The organism is Geodermatophilus sp. SYSU D00698 (genome assembly GCF_054050335.1).
In genome coordinates this window covers 23641-43527 of the sequence record NZ_JBJGZD010000003.1, presented here as the reverse complement: position 1 = coordinate 43527, position 19887 = coordinate 23641, and the positions used below count along the sequence as shown (strand labels likewise).

Genomic DNA, 19887 nt, shown 5'->3' with positions numbered 1-19887 from the left:
GCACCTGGGACGCCGGTCCGCCGATGCCGGGAGGGATGCACGCCTCCCGAGTCCTGCCGCGGTCCCTCCCGCGGGCCATCGCCCTCGCCGGCGCCGTCGTCGCGCTGTGCACCGGGCCGGTGGCCGTGGCGCAGGCCGACGCCGGTGCCACCACCGTGGTCGGGGAGCTCGTGCGGGCCTGGCCGGAGACCTCGCTCGAGGGCCAGCACGCGGGGGAGTCGCACGAGCAGCCGCTGACCTTCGTCGAGGGCGCCGACGGCACCTCGGTGCGCGTGCCGACCGACGCGGTCGCCGGCATCGACGTCGGCAGCACCGTCGAGGTGACCGTCGGCGGCACCGCCGACGACGAGGCCGCCGAGGACGGCTACGAGCCGGCGCTCGAGGTGCTCGACACGCAGGTCGTGCGCACCGCGCGGGCGGCGACCACGGTCCCGGCCGGCTCGGTCACCAACCAGGTGACCGTCGCGATGGTCGCGCCCGCCGGCGGCACCCCGGACGGCACCGCGCTCGCGGACGTCGTCGACACGGTCAACGGCGACGTCGCGGCCTTCTGGGCGCAGCAGACCGGCGGCGCGGTGACCGTCGGGGTCACGGCCGCCCACGACTGGATGACCACCGCCGCCGGCTGCGCCGACCCCACCGCGCTGTGGGACGAGGTCGCCGCGCGCGTCGGCTTCCAGGCCGGCCCCGGCCGGCACCTGCTGCTGTACGTCAGCAGCCGGCCGCAGGACCTGCCCGGGTGCTCCTACGCCCTGGGGCAGGTCGGTACGGGTCCCGCCTCGGGCGGGCGGCTCTACGTCCGCGACGACCTGGCCTCGGTCGTCGCCCACGAGCTCGGCCACAACTTCGGCCTGGGCCACTCGAGCGCCCTGCAGTGCGACGGCACCGTCGAGACCGGCGCCTGCCGCACCGCCGCCTACCGCGACTTCTACGACGTCATGGGCGTCTCCTGGGACCGGATCGGCACGCTCACCGCCGCCCAGGCCGACCGGCTCGGCGTGCTCCCGGCCGCGGCCGTGCGGACCGCAGGCGACGGGACGACGACGGCCACCCTCGCGCCCCTCGGCGGCGGTACCGGCACCCGGGCGCTGCGGCTGACCGGCGCCGCCGGCACCGACTACTGGCTGGAGTACCGCACCGCCGTCGGACGCGACGCGTGGCTGGCCTCGGACAACCGCTACCGGCTCGACAGCGGCGTGCTGCTGCACCGCGCCGGCGGGATGCCGGACACCTCGCTGCTGCTCGACGGCAGCCCGTCGGCCGCGGCCGGCTGGGAGGCCGACCTGCAGACGGCGCTGGTGCCGGGCGTGCCGGTCGCCGTCGCCGGCGGCGCGCTGACCGTCACCCTGGACGCGGTCACCCCGGCCGGTGCCACGGTGACCGTCGTCCGCACCCCCGCGGCGGCCGCCGTCCCGGCCGCCCCGGCGCCGCAGGTCCTGTCCGGCAGCCCCGGGGCGGCCGCCCCCGCGCCCGCCGCCGTCCCGGCCGCGCCGCCCGCACCCGCCGTCGCGCCGCCCGCACCCGCCGTCGCGCCGCCCGCACCCGCCGTCGCGCCGCAGGCCGCGGCGCCCGCGGTCGAGGACCCCGCCCCGGTCGCCGCGGCACCGGTCGAGGCGGCCGCCACCGAGCCCGCCGGCAGCGGCTGGACCACCCCGGCGCTCGCGGCCGGCGGCGTCGCCGGCCTCGGCGGGACCGTGCTGGCCACCCGGCGGGTCCTCCCGCGGCTGCGCCGCGGCTGAGCCCCTACCGGGCAGGACCCCGGCGAACCGGTGTGGGTCACCACATCCGATGAAGTGGTTTCCATCGACGGCCTCGGACCGGGCGTCCCTGGGCTGCCGCCGCCGGTCTGTGGCCCCCTCAAGGGACCATCGTGGCGCCCGGCGAGCCCGGGTCGTCCCGTGAGCGCACGCGCGAATCGAGCTGCGCGGCTGGATGCCGCCAGGGTCGTGTGAACGATCGGGTCGCGGGCTGGCCGGGGACGCGGTCGTACCGGCCGACAGCGGTGAGGGTCGGCACACGCTGAGTCGGGCGGGCGCCCGCCCCGATGAAGTGCGGAAGCCGTGGAGGCCTGGTCGAGCAGGCCTCGGGCTGTGGTGCACCGGCCCACGGGTCAGGGTCCGTGACCCGGCTCCGGCATCATCTGCTCGGGCAGCGGTTATGCCCGAACCCCTTCCCGCTCGCAACCACCGCCCTGTGCCCCCTCGGGCGTCCGGACTCGCCCGTCCAAGCGACGGGAAGACACCTGGAGCATCGACGGCCGGCGGTGCACGGCCGGCCTGCAGCCGCGGTCGTCCCTGCGTCAGCCGTCGGCCACGATCTGCGCACCGGTGGCTTGGTCTCGGGGCAGAGCAGGTGGTGTCTACGGGACGACGTGGCCGCTGGCCCAGACGCAAGTGCGAACGGTCGCTGCGACGCCGGGGCAAGAGATGACAAGGTCGGTGGTCCCGGGGTGGGTTCTCCGGTCCATCAGGACTGTGCAGGTCCCAACTGCTCGTCCAGGACGGTGGTCCAGGCGCGAGGTGTGAAACCTGTCCCCTTGACCTTGTCCAGAGCCAGCACGCTGTTGAGAGGTCGAGGGGCTGCCGATGGCTTGTCCGCGAAGTACTCGCCGGTGGTCACCTCGTGGACGTCCTCGGCAGCTCGTCCACTGGCGACGAAGACGGCCGACGCGACATCGGCCCACGATGCTGGCTCCCCATCGCCGGTCAGGTTGTAGGTGCCGAACGGGGCACGGACGTCCAGCAGGTGCAGGATGCCCGCTGCCAGGTCGTTAGCGGACGTGGGCCGGCCGACCTGATCGGCCACCACCGAGGGGGAGACACCGCGGGCAGCGAGCCCGGCCATGACGCGGACGAAGTTGGGGCCGTCCCCGACGACCCAGCTGGTCCGGATGACGTAGTGGTGCTCCACCCCTTGAGCCTCGCGGTCCCCGTCGGCCTTGCTCCGTCCGTAGACACTCAGGGGGGACGGGGTGAGGTCCTCCGGCATGGGGCCCGGGTGCCGGCCGTCGAAGACGTACTCGCTGCTGACGTGTACCAGGGTCGCGCCGGTCCGCCGTGCCACCTCCGCGAGGTGCCCGACCGCGTCGACGTTCGCGGCCCGCACCGCCGCTAGGTTCTCGGGTTGCTCGGCGGCGTCCACGGCCGTCCAGGCGGCCGCGTTGACGATCGCGGTCACTCCGTCCCAGTCTCGGCGGAGGACGGCCGCGAGGTCCGCGACATCGAGATCCGCGCGAGTCAACCCGACCAGGCCGGGGCGGGCCCGGAGCAGAGCACGCCCGAGCTGACCTCCCGCGCCGACGACGACGACGGTCACTGACCACGTGCCGTGTATGCCGCCTCCACGCCGTCCTTGAGCGGACGCCACCAGGCCTCGTTGGCGCGGTACCAGTCGATCGTGGCCGCGAGCCCTTCGCGGAAGTCCGTGTACTGCGGAGTCCATCCCAAATCGTCGCAGAGCTTGCTGGCGTCGATCGCGTAGCGGAGGTCATGGCCGGCACGGTCGGTGACGTGATCGAAGGCGTCCGCCGGCTGACCGGTGAGTTCGAGGATCAGCGCCAGCACCTCACGGTTCGACCGTTCGCCGTCGGCTCCGATCAGGTACGTCTCCCCAGGGACGCCCTTGTCGAGCACGGCGTGGACCGCTGAGTTGTGGTCGTCGACGTGGATCCAGTCACGGACGTTCTCGCCCGCCCCGTACAGCTTGGGCCGGCGGCCGGACAGCACGTTCGTGATCTGACGGGGGATGAACTTCTCGACGTGCTGGTAGGGCCCGTAGTTGTTCGAGCAGTTGGAGATGGTGGCCTGGACGCCGAAGGAACGCACCCAGGCCCGCACCAGCAGGTCGGAGGCCGCCTTGGTCGAGGAGTAGGGGCTCGACGGGTTGTACGGGGTCTGCGGCGTGAACTTCGCGGGGTCGTCGAGCTCGAGGTCGCCATAGACCTCGTCGGTCGAGATGTGGTGCAGGCGGACCCCGTGCCGCCGGACGGCCTCGAGCAGCGTGTACGTGCCGATCACGTTGGTCGTTAGGAACGGCGACGGGTCGGCGAGTGAGTTGTCGTTGTGGCTCTCGGCGGCGAAGTGCACGACCGTGTCCGCGCGAGCCACGAGGCCGTCGACGAGATCAGCATCTGCCACGGAGCCCCGTACGAAATCGATGCGGTCACTCACGGGTGCGAGCGATGCCTCGTTGCCCGCGTAGGTCAGGGAGTCGAGGACGGTGATCGAGTACTCAGGACGGTTCGCCAGCGTGTAGTGAACGAAGTTGGCGCCGATGAACCCGGCGCCGCCGGTCACGAGGAGATTCACGAGAGGGCCTTCGAAAGGGATTCAGTAGGCGGGGCGGGACTCGCCATTGGGAGGCGGCGCTCATCGGGAGCCCTAGGGTCATCTCAAGCCTGACACAGGTGACGGACCGTTCCTGGCAGTGGGACGGAATCGGGCGGTCAGTCCGTCACATCAGTCCCTGCTGTCCCGTCCTGCGTGCGGGGGAGGACTCAGCCCTCGGCGTCGGCGATCGTGCAGATGACCGCGCCGCTGGTGACGGTGGCGCCGACCTCGGCCGACAGCCCGGTCACGGTGCCCGCCTTGTGCGCGGTGAGGGGCTGCTCCATCTTCATCGCCTCGAGGACGACGACGAGGTCACCGGCCTCGACGGTGTCACCGTCCTCGACGGCGACCTTCACGATCGTGCCCTGCATCGGCGAGGTCAGGGAGTCGCCGGACACCGCGGACCCGCCGTGGCCCGAACCCCGCTTGCGCGGCTTGGCGCCACCGCCGGCGGCCACCGGCGCCCCCCCGCCCGCGGCCAGCCCGGCGGGCAGGGAGACCTCCAGCCGCCGCCCGCCGACCTCGACGACGACGGTCTGCCGCGGCGCCTCCTCGTCGGCCCCGGCCGGCGCTGCGCCGTAGGGCTGGACCTGGTTGTCCCACTCGGTCTCGATCCAGCGGGTGTGCACGGTGAACGGCTCGCTGGTGAACGCCTCGTCGCGGACCACCGCGCGGTGGAACGGGATGACGGTGGGCATGCCCTCGACGACCAGCTCGTCCAGCGCGCGGCGGGCGCGCTGCAGCGCCTCCGCGCGGCTGGCGCCGGTGACGATCAGCTTGGCCAGCATCGAGTCGAACGCGCCGGCCACCTCGCCGCCGGTCTCGACGCCGGAGTCCCAGCGCACGCCCGGGCCCTGGGGGATCTCCAGCCGGGTGACCGGGCCGGGGGCCGGCATGAAGTTGCGGCCGGCGTCCTCGGCGTTGATCCGGAACTCGATGCTGTGCCCGCGCGGGGCCGGGTCCTCGGTGATCTCCAGCGGCAGCCCCTCGGCGATGCGGAACTGCTGGCGCACCAGGTCGATGCCGCTGGTCTCCTCGCTGACCGGGTGCTCCACCTGCAGGCGGGTGTTGACCTCGAGGAAGGAGATCGAGCCGTCGACGCCGACGAGGTACTCGACGGTGCCGGCGCCGTGGTAGCCGGCCTCCCGGCAGATCGCCTTGGCCGACTCGTGGATGCGCGCCCGCTGCTCGTCGGTGAGGAACGGCGCCGGGGCCTCCTCCACGAGCTTCTGGTTGCGCCGCTGCAGCGAGCAGTCGCGGGTGCCGACGACGACCACGTTGCCGTGCGTGTCGGCCAGGACCTGCGCCTCGACGTGCCGCGGCTTGTCGAGGAACCGCTCCACGAAGCACTCGCCGCGACCGAAGGCCGACACGGCCTCGCGGACGGCGGAGTCGAACAGGTGCGGGATCTCCTCCTCGGTGCGGGCGACCTTCAGGCCGCGCCCGCCACCGCCGAACGCGGCCTTGATCGCCACCGGCAGGCCGTGCTCCCGGGCGAAGGCCAGCACCTCGTCGGCGCCGGAGACCGGGTCCTTGGTGCCGGGCACCAGCGGCGCGCCGGCCTCGGTGGCGATGTGCCGCGCGGCGACCTTGTCGCCGAGGGCGACGATCGACTCGGGGGAGGGGCCGATCCAGGTCAGCCCGGCGTCGAGGACGGCCTGGGCGAAGTCGGCGTTCTCCGACAGGAAGCCGTAGCCGGGGTGGACGGCGTCGGCGCCGGAGCGCTTCGCGGCGTCGACGACCTTGTCGATGACCAGGTAGGAGTCGCCGGGCGTCGTCCCGCCCAGGGCGAACGCCTCGTCGGCGACGCGGACGTGCAGGGCGTCGCGGTCGGGCTCGGCGTAGACCGCGACGCTGGTCAGCCCGGCGTCCCGGCAGGCGCGGGCGACCCGGACCGCGATCTCCCCGCGGTTGGCGATCAGGACCTTCTGCACCGGCGTACTCCCTCGAAGACGGACCGGTCGGACTCTAGCCAGCGCCCGCCCGCCCGCCCGCAATAGGGCGGGGAGCCGAGAGCGCGGCTCAGCCGGCGGCCGGCTTGCTGACGGCGTACGGCTTGGTGACGGCGTACCGGAACCCCCGCCAGTTGGGCCCCGGGCTGTCGTCGGGCTGGACCCGCAGCACCACCAGGCCGCGCTCGGTCAGGCGGGGCAGCAGGACCTCCATCGGCAGGCCGTGCATCTGCAGCACCGCGCCGAACCGCCGCCGGACGTAGGCGTGCACCAACGGCCGGGGCACCGTCCGGTACAGCCGGCCGACCAGGGTGTCCGACGGGCCGGTGGGGACGGCGAAGACCGCCAGCCCGCCGGGCCGCAGCACCCGGCCGAACTCCTCGGCGTAGCGCAGCGACAGCTCGGGCGGCATGTGCTGCAGCACGATCGTCGACAGCACCAGGTCGAAGCTGTCGTCGGGGAACACCGACAGGTCCGCCGCCTCGTTGTGGACGAAGGTGCAGCGGCCCCCGGGGTCGTGCCGGCGCGCCTCGGCGAGCATCGACGGCGCGATGTCCACCCCGGTGACCCGGTCGAAGTGCCGGGCCAGGGCCTGGGTCAGCCGGCCCACCCCGCAGCCGAAGTCCAGCGCCGTCTCCCGCCGGGCCGGCAGCCGGAGGGAGTCGGCCAGCGCCATGACGTCGTCGACCACGCGGACGCCGGTCGCGAAGAACTCCTCGGGGTCCCAGCGCCCGCCGCGGCGGTCGGGCTCGGTGAGCACCGCCCACATCGGGTCCCGCGAGCCGAAGGTGTCCCACGCCGTGCGCAGGGAGCGTGTGTCCACGGCCGGACCCTAGGCCGGTCGGCGGGTGGCAGCCAGGGCCGCGGGATCCGTGCTGGTCAGCGCCGCCAGAGGTCGGTGACCGTGAGCCCGCGGCGGCGCAGCTGCTCCCGCAGCGCGGCCAGCGACAGCCCGACCACCGACGCCGGGTCGCCCTCGACCCGGCGCACGAACGGGGCGCCGAGGCCGTCGAGGGTGAACGCGCCCGCGACCGCCAGCGGCTCGCCGGTGGCCAGGTAGGCCTCGACCTCCGCGGCCGTCGGGGTGGCGAAGTACACGACGGTCGAGGTCACGACGACGTCGCGGGACTCGACCGCCCCGCCGCGGACGTCGAGCAGCGCCTGGCCGGTGTGCAGCACGCCCGAGCGGCCCGACATCCGCCGCCAGCGCTCCCGCGCCTCGGCGGCGTCGGCCGGCTTGCCCATCGGCTGGCCGCGGAACTCCAGCAGCGAGTCCGCGCCCACCACCAGGGCGTCGTCCTCCCGCGCGGCGACGGCCGACGCCTTGGCCGACGCCAGCAGGGCGACCCGCTCGGCGACGCGCGGCGCCGTCACCGTGGTCTCGTCGACGTCGCTGACCACGACCTCGGGCGCGAGGCCCGCCTGGCGCAGCAGCGCCAGCCGGGCCGGGGACGCCGAGGCGAGCACCAGCCTGCGGATACCGCTCACGCGAACCTCCCGGATGCGCGCCAGCCGCCGGGGCCGGGCTGCAGCGGCTGCCGGTGCGCGTCGGCCCGGCTCGCCCACGCACCGACCGGGGTCGGGCGCCGCCGCGGCCGGCGCTGCGAGAGCGCGGCCACGACGACGGTGAGGGCGGCGAGCTCCTCGGCGGTGGGCTCGCCGCGGACCACCCGCAGCAGCGGGCGCTGCGCGTCTTCACTCACAGGGGGATGTTCCCGTGCTTCTTCGGGGGCAGCGTCTGGCGCTTGTTGGCCAGCAGCCGCAGCGCCTTGGTGATCTCGATGCGGGTCTCCGAGGGGCGGATCACCTGGTCCACGTACCCGCGGTCGGCCGCGACGTACGGCGACAGCAGCGCGTCCTCGTACTCGGTGATGAGCTCCGCGCGGCGGGCGTCGGCGTCCGGGGAGTCGGCCAGCTCGCGCCGGTAGAGGATGTTCACCGCGCCCTGGGCGCCCATGACGGCGACCTGCGCGGTCGGCCAGGCGAGGTTCAGGTCGGCGCCGAGGTGCTTGGACCCCATGACGTCGTAGGCGCCGCCGTACGCCTTGCGCGTGATGACCGTGATCTTCGGGACCGTGGCCTCGGCGTAGGCGTAGATGAGCTTCGCGCCGCGGCGGATGATCCCCTCCCACTCCTGCGACGTCCCGGGGAGGAAACCCGGGACGTCGACGAAGGTGAGCACCGGGACGTTGAAGGCGTCGCAGGTGCGCACGAACCGGGCCGCCTTCTCGCTGGCGTCGATGTCCAGCGTGCCGGCGAACTGGGTGGGCTGGTTGGCCACGACGCCGACCGGCCGGCCCTCGACCCGGCCGAAGCCGACCACGATGTTCGGCGCGAACAGCGCCTGCACCTCGAGGAACTCGCCGTCGTCGAGCACGTGCTCGATGACGGTGTGCATGTCGTAGGGGGTGTTCGGCGAGTCCGGGACGACCGTGTCGAGTTCGTGGTCGGAGTCCGTGACGCCGTCCGGCGTCGTGTCGGCCGGGGCGACCTCGACGGCCGGCAGCGGGTCGAGGTTGTTGCTCGGCAGGTAGGACAGCAGCGCCTTGACGTAGTCGAGCGCGTCGGCCTCGTCCTCGGCCAGGTAGTGCGCGACGCCGGACCTGGTGTTGTGCGTGCGGGCGCCGCCGAGCTCCTCGAGGGTGACGTCCTCGCCGGTCACGGTCTTCACGACGTCGGGACCGGTGATGAACATCTGGCTGGTCTGGTCGACCATGACGATGAAGTCGGTGAGCGCGGGGGAGTAGACGTGCCCGCCGGCCGCGGCGCCCATGACCAGCGAGATCTGCGGGACGACACCGGAGGCGTGCACGTTGCGCCGGAAGATCTCGCCGTAGAGGCCGAGGGAGACCACGCCCTCCTGGATGCGCGCGCCGCCGCCCTCGTTGATCCCGATGACCGGGCAGCCGTTGCGGACGGCCAGGTCGAGGACCTTGACGATCTTCTCGCCGTAGACCTCGCCGAGGCTGCCGCCGAAGACGGTGACGTCCTGGGAGAACACGCACACCGGGCGGCCGTCGACCGTCCCGTAGCCGGTGACGACGCCGTCACCGAACGGCCGCCGGGCGTCCATGCCGAAGTTGGTGGAGCGGTGGCGGGCGAACTCGTCGAGCTCGGTGAACGAGCCCGGGTCCAGCAGTGCCTCGATCCGCTCGCGGGCGGTCATCTTGCCCGCCGCGTGCTGCTTCTCCACCGCCCGCTCGGAGCCGGCGTGCGTGGCCTCCTGGACGCGGCGCTCGAAGTCCGCCAGCTTGCCGGCGGTCGTGTGGATGTCGATGTCGCCGGGGACGTGCTCGCCGGCGCTCTCCAGTTCAGCCGCACTCACGGCCCGTAGCGTAGGGGAGTGCCCGACACGCCCTCCGCCCGCTGGTCGGAGCTGGACCGCCCCCCGCTCGACGCCGCGGCGCTGCAGACCGCGCTCACCAGGGACAGCCGGCTGTGGCGCTCGCTGGAGGTCGTCGAGGAGGTCGGCTCCACCAACGCGGTCCTCGCGGAGCGGGCCGCCGACGACGACCTGCCCGAGGGCGCGGTCCTCGTCGCCGAGCACCAGGCCGCCGGGCGGGGCCGGCTCGACCGCACCTGGACCTCCCCGCCGCGGGCCGGGCTCACCGTCTCGGTGCTCCTGCGCCCCGACGTCCCGGCCGCCCGCCGCGGCTGGCTGCCGCTGCTCACCGGCGTGGCGCTGGCCGAGGCCGTCGGCGAGGTCACCGGCGTGCGCACCTCGCTCAAGTGGCCCAACGACCTGCTCGCCGTCGACGGCGCCAAGCTCGCCGGGATCCTGGCCGAGGCCACGGGGACCGCGGTGGTGGTCGGCACCGGGCTCAACGTCACCACCCGCCGGGAGGAGCTGCCGCCCACCGGGTCGTCACTGACGCTGGTCACCGGCGCCCCGGTCGACCGCGGGCCGGTCCTGCTGGCCTACCTCCGCGCGCTCGAGCGCCGCTACCTGGCCTGGACGGCGGCGCTCGGCGACCCGGTCGCCACCGGCCTGGCCGCGGACTACCTCGCCTGGTGCTCGACGGTCGGCGCCGAGGTGACCGTCACGCTGCCCGACGGCTCGACGCTGAGCGGCACCGCGACCGCCGTCGACTGGGACGGCCGGCTGGTGGTCCGCACCGACGGCGGCACGGTGGAGCTGGCCAGCGGAGACGTGCGGCACGTCCGGACACGCCCCGCCGGAGCCTGACGCGCGGTCCGCGCTCGGTCATCCTGGCCGGGTGCCCTACCCCGACAGGCTGCTGGCCGACGACGAGGAGGTCGTCGTCCACCTGCACCCGCACTGGACGACGTTGTTCTGGCCCGTGACCGGGCTGTTCGCCGTCGTGGGCGCCGGCTCCTACCTCGCCGCCCTCGTCCCGGCCGGACGCCAGCAGGGCGTCCTGCGGATGGCGCTGCTGGCGGCGGTGCTGGTCGCCCTCGCCGTGCTCGTCGTCCGGCCGGTGCTGCGCTGGCGGACCACGCACACCGTCGTCACCACGCACCGGCTGCTGGTCCGCTCGGGCGTGCTGTCCCGCCGCGGCCGGGACGTGCCGCTGTCGCGCGTCACGGACGTCTCGATCCACCAGACGCTCCGGCAGCGGGTGCTGCGCTCGGGGACGCTGACCGTCGAGACCGCCGGCGAGGGCGGCCCCGCGGTCCTGCACTGGGTACCGGTGATCGGAGAAGTGCAACGACTGCTGACCGAGCTGATCGAGGAGGCGGCCGACGGGCGGGAGCATGTGGCGGCCCCTTACGGCGACCTGCACGAACCCTGGGGGCCGAACCTGAACCACGGCCGACCCCTCCGCTCGCGCCGCAAGCGGAGTCACTCCATCGCGCCGTCCTGAGCTACCACCGACCTCTAGCCCGGCCGGGCTGGCCGGCCCCGTCAGGACGCGCCGGGTCACAGGAACTCCGGCGGGCGGACACCGGGAGGAGGCGGGATGCATCGCGAGGTCCCCAGTGCGGAGGGTCCCGGGGACGGACGTGACGCCTGGGGTCCCGTGCACCACGCCTTGTGCTGACCTGACAAGTTGCCGACGGCACTTCGTCGCATGCGCAGCTCAACGTGGCCTTCAGACGTCCCTAGCGTCCTGTGTCGGACTAGACGAACCGGTCCGGCAGTCGACGAGAAGAGGATCCCGTGGCCCAGGCGGTGCACCCCGTCCGACAGAGCGAAGCGCGGTCGTCGGGACGTCGGAGGTCCCCACGGCATGGAGGGGTGGCGTCCGATACGGCGGTCCGCGGGCGCTGGACCCTGGATCCGCGGGACAACTCGCTCAACCTGATCCGGTTGGGGCTGGCCCTGACGGTCCTCCTCTCGCACAGCCTCCCGATCTCCGGGAGGACTGAACCACTCTGGGCCGGGAAGACCCCGGGCAGCTGGGCGGTCGTCGGGTTCTTCGCCCTCTCCGGGTACTTGATCACAGGCTCGCGACTCCGGTCCGACGGAGCTCGCTTCTTCATCAACCGGGTGGCGCGCATCATGCCCGGTTATCTTGTCTGTCTCACTGTCATTGCGTTCGTCTTCGCCCCCATTGCCTACGTCGTCCAGAACGGGACTATCAATGGGTTTCTCACTTCTCCGAACACCCCTGTGAACTTCGTCTTCGGCAACGCCCTGCTCAAGATCTGGGACTACACGGTGGCCGGGACGCTGGCCGACGTCCCGTACCCGCACGTGTGGAACGGCTCGCTGTGGAGCTTGTACTTCGAGTTTCTCTGCTACGTGCTGATCGGGATCGGGGCGATCGTGCCCGTGGTCCGCCGGAGGCCGTGGCCGATCATCGCGATGTTCGTCGTCAGTGTCCTGGCCAAGGCGCAAATGGCGACCCTGTCCTCGTACACGGGGGGTAACTGGGACTTCGCCATGCTCGTCGACCTGCTCCCGTACTTCTTGGGTGGAGCTGTTGTCTTCGTGGTCAAGGACCGCTGCCTGCTGCGCTGGTATCTTGCGTTGCCGGCGTCCGGCCTGGCCATCCTCGTCGTCATGTGGCAGACAGCATGGGGCGCTCAGCTAGTGGCGCCACTGTTCGCCTACTCGCTGCTCTGGCTCGCCTCGGCGCTCCCCTCGCCCCAGCTGGTGAAGACCCACGACGTGTCCTACGGGGTCTACGTGTACTCCTGGCCGTCCACCCAGCTGCTGGTTCTCTTCGGTGCCGACCACGGGTGGGTCCCGCTCGTCCTCCAGGTCATGACGCTGACCCTCATCCTGGCCGTGCTGAGCTGGCTCCTGGTGGAGCGGCCTGCGAAGGACCTCGTCACCCGCCGCCCCTCCACCCCTCACCAGGCGACTCTTCCGGCCGTGCCCACGCCCCGGTCCGTGGGACGGAGCACAGCCGTGACGACAGAGCCAGCTCTCCCGGCGGTGCCGGTCATGGCTCCGGTGTCGTCAGGCACCCAGGAGCAGCCGGTGCCGCGAAACGTCCCCGCGGCCATTTAGCTTCGGATCCATGCGGCTGCTGCACACCTCGGACTGGCACATCGGGCGGTCGCTGCACGGCGCGGAGCTGCTCGCCGAGCAGGAGGCGGTGCTGTCCGGGCTGGCCCGGGTCGTGGCCGACGAGGGCGTCGACGCCGTCGTCGTGGCCGGGGACGTCTACGACCGGGCGGTGCCCTCGGCCGACGCGCAGGCCGTGCTCGACCGGGTGGTCGGCCGCCTGGTCGGCGCCGGCGCCACGGTCGTCCTCACCCCGGGCAACCACGACTCGGCGCGGCGGCTGGGCACCTTCTCCTCGCTGCTGACCAAGGCCGGGCTGCACGTCCGCGCCGAGACCGCGCGGCTGGACGAGCCGGTGCTGCTGGCCGACGCGCACGGCGAGGTCGCCGTCTACGGGCTGCCCTACCTCGAGCCGGAGATCGCCCGGCACGAGCTCGGCGTGCCGGACGCGCGCAGCCACGAGGGCGTCCTGCGGGCGGCGATGGACCGGGTGCGCGCCGACCTGTTCCTGCGCCCCGGCACCCGCTCGGTGGTGCTCGCGCACGCCTTCGTCGGCGGCGGGGTGGCCAGCGACAGCGAGCGCGACATCTGCGTCGGCGGGGTCGACGTGGTGCCGGCGCCGGTGTTCGACGGCGTCGACTACGTGGCGCTGGGACACCTGCACCGCCCGCAGACCCTCAGCGACCGGATGCGCTACAGCGGCTCCCCGCTGGGGTACTCCTTCGGCGAGGCCGGGCAGGACAAGCAGGTGTGGCTGGTCGACCTCGACGCCGGCGGGCTGGCCGGCGTCCGGTCCGTGCCGCTGCCCGCGCCCCGGCCGCTGACCGTGCTCACCGGCACCCTCGACGACCTGCTCGCCGACCCCGCCCACACCGCCGCCGAGGAGGCCTGGGTGTCCGCCCGGCTCACCGACCCCGTCCGCCCCGCCGACCCGATGCGCGCGCTGCGCACCCGGTTCGGCCACTGCGTGCACCTGGAGTGGATCGGCGGCACCGCCGGCGGCGACGGCCGCAGCTACCAGGAGCGGCTGCGCGGCCGGGACGACCTCGACGTCGCGGGGGAGTTCGTCGCGCACGTCCGCGGCGGGGTGGGCGTCACGCCCGCCGAGCGCGACCTGCTGGCCCGGGCGCTGGGCGCCGCGGGCCGCGAGGAGCTCGCCCGGTGAGGCTGCACACCCTCACCCTCACCGCCTTCGGGCCCTTCGCCGGCACCGAGACCGTCCGGGTCGACGAGGTGGCCCGCGACGGGCTGTTCCTGCTCTGGGGCCCCACCGGCGCGGGCAAGACGACGCTGCTCGACGCCGTGGTGTTCGCGCTCTACGGCACCGTCCCGGGCGCCCGCGGCGAGGCCCGCCGGCTGCGCAGCGACCACGCCGACGCAGCCACCCGCACCGAGGTCTCCTGCGAGCTGACCCTCGCCGGCGAGCGGCTCCTGGTCGTCCGCCGCCCGGAGCAGCCCCGGCCGAAGAAGCGCGGCACCGGGGAGACCACCGAGCAGGCCAAGCTCACCGTGCAGCGCCACACGGCCGACGGCTGGGAGCCGGTGAGCACCCGCATCGACGAGGGCTCGGAGTACCTGCGGGTGCGGCTGGGCCTGTCGGCCGAGCAGTTCTGCCAGGTGGTGCTGCTGCCCCAGGGCGACTTCGCCCGCTTCCTGCGCGCCGAGCCCGAGGACCGCGGCCGGCTGCTGCGCACCCTGTTCGACGTCGACCGGTTCGCCCGCGCCGAGGACTGGCTGGCCGGGGAGCGGCGGGCCGCGGAGGAGGAGCTGCGCGCCGACCGGCACCGGGTCAGCACGCTGCTGCACCGCGTCGCCCAGATCGCCGACGTCGAGGTGCCCGAGGAGCTCGCCCCCGAGCTGGTCGGCGCCCGCCCCGGCGCCTCGGTCGGCGCCTGGGTGACCGGGGTGCGGGGCCGGGCGGCCGAGCGGCTGGTCGCCGCGGCCGCCGAGGCCGACGACGCCGCCGCCGCGAGCACCCGGGCCGAGGCGGAGCTCGCCGCCGCGCGGGCGCTGGCCGACCGGCACGCCCGCCGCGACCGGGCCCGCGCCGAGCTGGAGCGGCTCACCGCGCGCGAGCCGGAGCTGGCGCCGCTGCGGGACCGGGCCGACGCCGGCCGCCGCGCCGAGGTGCTGCGCGACGTGCTGGACGCCGCCGGGCGCGCCGCCCGCGCCGCCGAGCGGACCGCCACCGCCCGGGAGGCCGCCGAGGCCGCCTGGGCCGCGGTCTCCGGCGGGCGCCCGGCCGGCCCGGAGCCGGCCCGGGAGCTGCGCGACGCCGCCGCCGCGGTGCGGGCCCTGCTGCCCGAGGCCGACCGCGCCGCGGAGCTGGCCGCCGAGGTCGCCCGCCTGGCCCGCGAGGGCGAACGGCTCACCGGCCGGGTCGCCGCCGGCGCCCGCGCCGTCGAGGAGGAGCCCGCCCGGGTCGCCGCGGCGCAGGCGCGGCTCGACGCGGCGCAGGCCGCGGCCGCCCGCCTGCCCGGCCTCACCGCCGCCGACGAGGCCGCCCGCGCCGCGCTGGAGGCGGCCACCCGCGCCGCGGAGGTGACCGGCCGGCTCGACCGCGCCGCCAAGGCCGCCGACGCCGCCCGGCTGGGCTGGCTGGAGGCCCGCGAGCGGCTGGTCGAGGTCCGCACCGCCCGGCTGGAGGGCATGGCCGCCGAGCTCGCCGCCGGGCTGACCGACGGCGCCGACTGCCCGGTCTGCGGCTCGGCCGAGCACCCGCGCCCCGCGGTGCCGGCCGGCCCCGCGGTCACCGCCGACGACGAGGAGCGCGCCCGCGCCGCCGTCGACGCCGCCGAGGAGCGGCGCACCGCCGCCGGCCGGGCGGTCGAGGAGCTCGAGCGGCAGCTCGCGGTGCTGCGCGCGCAGGCCGGGGAGCTGCCGGCCGCGGAGCTGGCCGGGCGGGCGGCGGCCGCGGCGGCCGAGCGCGCCGAGGTGGCGGCGCTGGCCCGCGGGGTGGAGGCCGCCCGCCGCGAGCTGGCGGCGGCCGAGCAGCGGCGCGACGCCGCCGCCACGGCGCTGGCCGCCGACCGCGAGGCGCTGCAGCGGGTCACCGCCGAGCACGCCGCCCGCGCCGAGACCCACGCCGAGCTGGCCGCCCGCCTCCACGCCGCCCGCGGGGAGGACCGGGACCTGCCGGCCCGCGTCGCGCGGCTCACCGCCGAGGCCGCCCGCTGCGAGGCCGCCGTCGCCGCCGCCGAGGAGGAGGGCCGCGCCCGCACCGCCGCCGGGGAGGCCCGGGACGCCGCGGAGCAGCGCGCCGCCGCGGCCGGGTTCGCCGGCGTGGGGGAGGCGGCCGCCGCCCTGCTGGAGGACGGCCGGCTGGCCGCGCTGGACCGTCGGCTGCGCGAGCACGACGAGGCGCACGCCGTCGTCGTCGCCACCCTCGCCGACCCCGAGCTCACCGACCTCGGCGAGCGCCCCGACGTCGCGGCCGGGCAGCAGCGCTGCGCGGAGCTGACCGCCCGCCGCGAGGACGCCGTGACCGCGCTCGACCAGGCCCGCCGCTGCGCGGACGCCCTCGACGCGCTGGCCGGCGACGTCGTCTCGGCCGAGGTCGAGCTGGCCGAGCGGCGGGCCCGCGCCGAGCAGGTCTCGGGCCTGGCCGACCTGGTCGGCGGGCGCGGGGCGAACACGCTGCGGATGCGGCTGCAGTCGTTCGTGCTCGCCGCTCGGCTCGAGCAGGTCGCCGAGGTGGCCAGCAGGCGGCTGCAGGAGATGTCCCGCGGCCGCTACACCTTCCTGCACAGCGACGCGCTGGGCCGCCACGGCGCCCGCGGCGGCCTGGGCCTCGACGTCCTCGACGAGTACACCGGCGTGCGGCGGCCGACGAAGACCCTGTCGGGCGGGGAGAGCTTCATGGCCTCCCTGGCCCTGGCCCTGGGCCTGGCCGACGTCGTCACCGCCGAGGCCGGCGGGGTGCAGATGGACACCCTGTTCGTCGACGAGGGCTTCGGCACCCTCGACGCGCAGGCGCTCGACGCGGTCATGGGCGTGCTCGACGAGCTGCGCCGCGGCGGGCGGACCGTCGGCGTAATCAGCCACCTGGAGGAGCTGCGCACCCGCATCCCCACCCGGCTGGAGGTCGTGGCGGGGCGGTCGGGCTCGCGCCTGGCAGCGTGAGCGGCTCAGGTCCCGCTGACGGCCGGGTCGACGCCCGCCACCCGACGTCCGGGGTGTGCCCGGGGCGGGACGGGCTCCGGCTCGGCCGTGGCGACGGCCCTCGCCGGGAAGACCCACCGGCGGTAGGCGAACCAGCGCACCACCGTGCCGAGCCCGATGGACACCACGTTGGCCACCTGCAGCACCAGTGCGTGCTCCTGGCCCAGCGGGTGACGCACGAACGCGATCAGCGCCAGCCCTATGAGCATCGTCACGCCGTTCACCAAGACGAACGCGACGTACTCGCGCCGGTAGCCGGTGTGCTCGCGGTGCGCGAAGGACCAGAACCGGTGCCCGACGTAAGCCGCGGTGGTGGACATCGACGTGGAGGCCAGCTTCGCCGTCACCGCGCCGGTGCCCGAGGCGTACAGCAGCTGGAACAGGACGACGTCGAGGACGAAGCACCCTGCACCGACGGCTCCGAAGGCGCTCAGCTCCTTCAGCAGCAGGCGCCAGGTGCTCCCGGCGCGGCGGCGGAGGGCCGGGAGGAGCGCCATGAGCACCGACTGTACGGGCCGGGGGCTCCCGCCACCCCGCCGTGCGGTGCGGGCTCCAGGGCCGGGCGCCGGTCACGCGCGACAATCCGCGCATGCGTTCCCGTCCCCGTCCGTCCCGGCCGCTCCGAGTGGCCCGGGCCGGTGCGGCCGTGCTGCTCGTCGTGTTGTCCCTGGTCGCCTGCACGGCCACCTCGGACGTCGCGGCGGACGACACCGATCCGGACGAGGTCGTCCTCGTCGTCGTCGGCGACTCGCTGACCGCCGGCACCCAGCCCCTGGCCGACGGCCGGGTGGAGGGCGAGGGCTCCTGGGTGCCCGCTGCGCTCGGTGCCCCGGTGAAGCTCGGGGGCGGCTGGGCGGTGCCGGGGGCCACCACCGCGGACCTGCGCACCGGTGTCCAGAAGGTCGACGGTGACGTACTGGTCGTGATGGCCGGGACCAACGACATCGCCCGGGGCGTCGACTGGGCGGCCAGCAGGGACAACGTCCTGACGATCACGAGAACCCTGAGGATCGACACCGTCGTCGTGTCGGCGATCCCGCCGGGCCCCGGCCGCCCGGAAGCCGCCACCGATTACAACGATCGGCTCTACCAGGTCGCGGTCGAGCAGGGGTGGACCTTCGTCGACCCCTGGGAGATGGCCCGGCAGGGTGAGCAGTGGGTGGCCGGCGCCAGCGTCGACGGCGTCCACCCGGTTCAGGAGGTGGCCGACGAGGTCGGACGCACACTGCGCGCCACCGTCCTCGCCCAGGCCGCCGGTGGGTGAGGCGCCGGCGGCGACGACTAGCCTCGGCCGTGCGATGACCTCACTCGACCCGCGGACCGGCCTGCCCGTCGTGGCCATGGTGGGCGGCGGGCAGCTGGCGCGGATGACCCACCAGGCCGCGATCGCGCTCGGCCAGTCGCTGCGCGTGCTGTCCACCGGCCCCGACGAGTCCGCGGCACTGGTGGCGGCCGACGTCCGGATCGGCGACCACCGCGACCTTGACGCGCTGCGCGCCGCGGCCGAGGGCGCCACCGTGCTCACCTTCGACCACGAGCATGTGCCCACCGAACACCTGCGGACGCTGGCCGCCGAGGGCGTCCGCGTCGCCCCCGGCCCCGACGCGCTGGTCCACGCCCAGGACAAGCTCGTCCTGCGCCGCGCCCTGGCCGCCGCCGGGGAGCCCCAGCCGTCGTGGACGGACGCGCGCACGGTGCACGAGGTGACCGCGTTCGCCGAGGAGGTCGGCTGGCCGGTCGTGGTGAAGGCCCCGCGCGGCGGCTACGACGGCCGGGGTGTCTTCGTCGTCCGCGGGCCCGACGAGGTGGCCGAGCTGCTCGAGCGGCACGGGACCCTGCTGGTCGAGGAGCGGGTCCCGCTGGTCCGCGAGCTCGCGGTGCTGGTGGCCCGCTCGCCGTTCGGGCAGGTCGCCGTCTGGCCGGTCGTGGAGACCGTGCAGCGCGACGGCATCAACACCGAGGTCCTCGCCCCCGCCCCGGACCTCGACGAGGCGACCGCGCTGGCCGCGCAGGAGCTCGCCGTCCGGGTCGCCGACCGGGTCGGCGTCGTCGGCGTCATGGCCGTCGAGCTGTTCCAGGCCCCTGACGGCGTGCTGGTCAACGAGCTGGCGATGCGCCCGCACAACTCCGGGCACTGGACGATCGAGGGCGCGCGCACCAGCCAGTTCGAGCAGCACCTGCGCGCCGTCCTCGACTACCCGCTCGGGTCGACGGCGATGGCCGCGCCCGCCGTCGTCATGGCCAACGTGCTGGGCGGCCGCGGGTCGGAGCCGGGCTGGGACGGCCCGGGCCTCGACGAGCGCGTCCACCACCTCATGGCGCACTGGCCCGACGTCAAGCTGCACTGGTACGGCAAGGGCCAGCGCCCCGGCCGCAAGCTCGGCCACGTGACGGCGCTGGGGGAGGACCTCCCGGAGGTCCGCGCCCGCGCCGTCGCCGCGGCCCGCTACCTCGCCGACGGCGTGGTCGACCCCGCGTTCGCCTTCCCCGAGGAGCACTGAGTGAGCGAGCCCCTCGTCGGCATCGTGATGGGCAGCGACTCGGACTGGCCCACGATGGAGCCGGCCGCGGAGGCGCTCGCGGAGTTCGGCGTCCCGTACGAGGTGCACGTCCTGTCTGCGCACCGCACGCCGCAGCGGATGCTCGACTACGCCGGCTTGGCGGCCGGGCGCGGGCTGCGGGTGCTGGTCGCCGGCGCCGGGGGAGCGGCGCACCTGCCGGGCATGCTCGCCGCGGCCACCCCGCTCCCGGTGGTCGGCGTGCCGCGGCCGTTGGACCGCCTCGACGGCCTGGACAGCCTACTGTCGATCGTGCAGATGCCCGCGGGCGTCCCGGTCGCCACGGTGTCGATCGGCGGCGGCCGCAACGCCGGCCTGCTCGCGGTGCGCATCCTCGCCGCGGCCGACCCGGGGCTGCGGGCCGCCGTCGAGCGGTTCCAGGCCGACCTGGCCGACTCCGTCGTCGCCCGCGACGCGGCGCTGCGGGCCCGGCTGACCGGCCACGGCGGATCTGCTGGGACGTCCTAGCA

The 19887-nt window shown here is 75.0% G+C and carries 17 protein-coding genes; 9 read left to right on the top strand and 8 right to left on the bottom strand.

Annotation, left to right across the window (positions count from 1 at the left end):
- Positions 1-35: 35 nt before the first annotated feature.
- The gene (locus ACI8AB_RS03455) at positions 36-1739 is read left to right on the top strand and encodes a reprolysin-like metallopeptidase (protein WP_456948972.1); all 1704 of its coding nucleotides are present in this window, start codon (positions 36-38) and stop codon (positions 1737-1739) included.
- Positions 1740-2466: 727 nt separating this feature from the next.
- On the opposite strand, the gene ACI8AB_RS03450 is transcribed toward ACI8AB_RS03455, so the two are convergent.
- From ACI8AB_RS03450 to ACI8AB_RS03420, 7 genes are all read right to left on the bottom strand, one after another.
- A complete protein-coding gene (locus ACI8AB_RS03450; RefSeq protein WP_456948971.1) occupies positions 2467-3315 on the bottom strand; it encodes an SDR family oxidoreductase in 849 nt (282 codons plus the stop codon).
- On the bottom strand, positions 3312-4307 hold the full coding sequence (gene rfbB / locus ACI8AB_RS03445) for a dTDP-glucose 4,6-dehydratase (RefSeq protein WP_456948970.1): 996 nt from the start codon (positions 4305-4307) through the stop codon (positions 3312-3314). The genes ACI8AB_RS03450 and rfbB overlap by 4 nt, the downstream gene beginning before the upstream one ends.
- A gap of 188 nt (positions 4308-4495) precedes the next feature.
- On the bottom strand, positions 4496-6262 hold the full coding sequence (locus tag ACI8AB_RS03440; RefSeq protein WP_456948969.1) for an acetyl/propionyl/methylcrotonyl-CoA carboxylase subunit alpha: 1767 nt from the start codon (positions 6260-6262) through the stop codon (positions 4496-4498).
- Positions 6263-6350: 88 nt separating this feature from the next.
- Positions 6351-7103, bottom strand: a complete 753-nt coding sequence (locus ACI8AB_RS03435) for a class I SAM-dependent methyltransferase (RefSeq protein WP_456948968.1) — start codon at positions 7101-7103, stop codon at positions 6351-6353.
- 56 nt (positions 7104-7159) lie between these two features.
- Positions 7160-7768, bottom strand: a complete 609-nt coding sequence (locus ACI8AB_RS03430) for a Maf family protein (protein WP_456948967.1) — start codon at positions 7766-7768, stop codon at positions 7160-7162.
- Positions 7765-7983, bottom strand: coding sequence for an acyl-CoA carboxylase subunit epsilon (locus ACI8AB_RS03425; protein WP_456948966.1), 219 nt, complete (start codon positions 7981-7983; stop codon positions 7765-7767). The genes ACI8AB_RS03430 and ACI8AB_RS03425 overlap by 4 nt, the downstream gene beginning before the upstream one ends.
- Positions 7980-9605: an acyl-CoA carboxylase subunit beta gene (locus tag ACI8AB_RS03420; protein WP_456948965.1), complete on the bottom strand. Its 1626-nt coding sequence runs from the start codon at positions 9603-9605 to the stop codon at positions 7980-7982. Before ACI8AB_RS03420 ends, ACI8AB_RS03425 begins: the two co-directional genes overlap by 4 nt.
- Before the next feature lie 18 nt (positions 9606-9623).
- Between ACI8AB_RS03420 and ACI8AB_RS03415 the strand changes: the two genes are divergently transcribed.
- From ACI8AB_RS03415 to ACI8AB_RS03395, 5 genes are all read left to right on the top strand, one after another.
- Positions 9624-10466 carry a biotin--[acetyl-CoA-carboxylase] ligase gene (locus ACI8AB_RS03415; RefSeq protein ID WP_456948964.1) on the top strand — a complete coding sequence of 281 codons (843 nt, stop codon included), beginning with the start codon at positions 9624-9626 and terminating at the stop codon, positions 10464-10466.
- A gap of 31 nt (positions 10467-10497) precedes the next feature.
- On the top strand, positions 10498-11106 hold the full coding sequence (locus ACI8AB_RS03410; RefSeq protein WP_456948963.1) for a PH domain-containing protein: 609 nt from the start codon (positions 10498-10500) through the stop codon (positions 11104-11106).
- A gap of 374 nt (positions 11107-11480) precedes the next feature.
- Entirely contained in the window at positions 11481-12701 is a 1221-nt protein-coding gene (locus tag ACI8AB_RS03405) for an acyltransferase family protein (protein ID WP_456948962.1), read from the top strand.
- Between the two features lie 10 nt (positions 12702-12711).
- Entirely contained in the window at positions 12712-13863 is a 1152-nt protein-coding gene (locus ACI8AB_RS03400; protein WP_456948961.1) for an exonuclease SbcCD subunit D, read from the top strand.
- Positions 13860-16820 carry an AAA family ATPase gene (locus tag ACI8AB_RS03395; protein ID WP_456948960.1) on the top strand — a complete coding sequence of 987 codons (2961 nt, stop codon included), beginning with the start codon at positions 13860-13862 and terminating at the stop codon, positions 16818-16820. The genes ACI8AB_RS03400 and ACI8AB_RS03395 overlap by 4 nt, the downstream gene beginning before the upstream one ends.
- A gap of 5 nt (positions 16821-16825) precedes the next feature.
- Here the strand turns inward: ACI8AB_RS03395 and ACI8AB_RS03390 are convergent, their stop codons facing one another.
- Positions 16826-17356: a GtrA family protein gene (locus tag ACI8AB_RS03390; RefSeq protein WP_456948959.1), complete on the bottom strand. Its 531-nt coding sequence runs from the start codon at positions 17354-17356 to the stop codon at positions 16826-16828.
- A gap of 149 nt (positions 17357-17505) precedes the next feature.
- Between ACI8AB_RS03390 and ACI8AB_RS03385 the strand changes: the two genes are divergently transcribed.
- From ACI8AB_RS03385 to purE, 3 genes are read left to right on the top strand one after another with little or no spacing between them, the layout of a single operon-like run.
- Positions 17506-18123, top strand: a complete 618-nt coding sequence (locus ACI8AB_RS03385; RefSeq protein ID WP_456948958.1) for an SGNH/GDSL hydrolase family protein — start codon at positions 17506-17508, stop codon at positions 18121-18123.
- A 34-nt stretch (positions 18124-18157) separates the two neighbouring features.
- Positions 18158-19360 (top strand): 5-(carboxyamino)imidazole ribonucleotide synthase, encoded by a 1203-nt coding sequence (locus ACI8AB_RS03380; protein ID WP_456948957.1) that lies wholly within the window; start codon positions 18158-18160, stop codon positions 19358-19360.
- On the top strand, positions 19361-19885 hold the full coding sequence (gene purE, locus ACI8AB_RS03375) for a 5-(carboxyamino)imidazole ribonucleotide mutase (RefSeq protein ID WP_456948956.1): 525 nt from the start codon (positions 19361-19363) through the stop codon (positions 19883-19885). It abuts the gene before it with no gap.
- Positions 19886-19887: the final 2 nt, after the last annotated feature.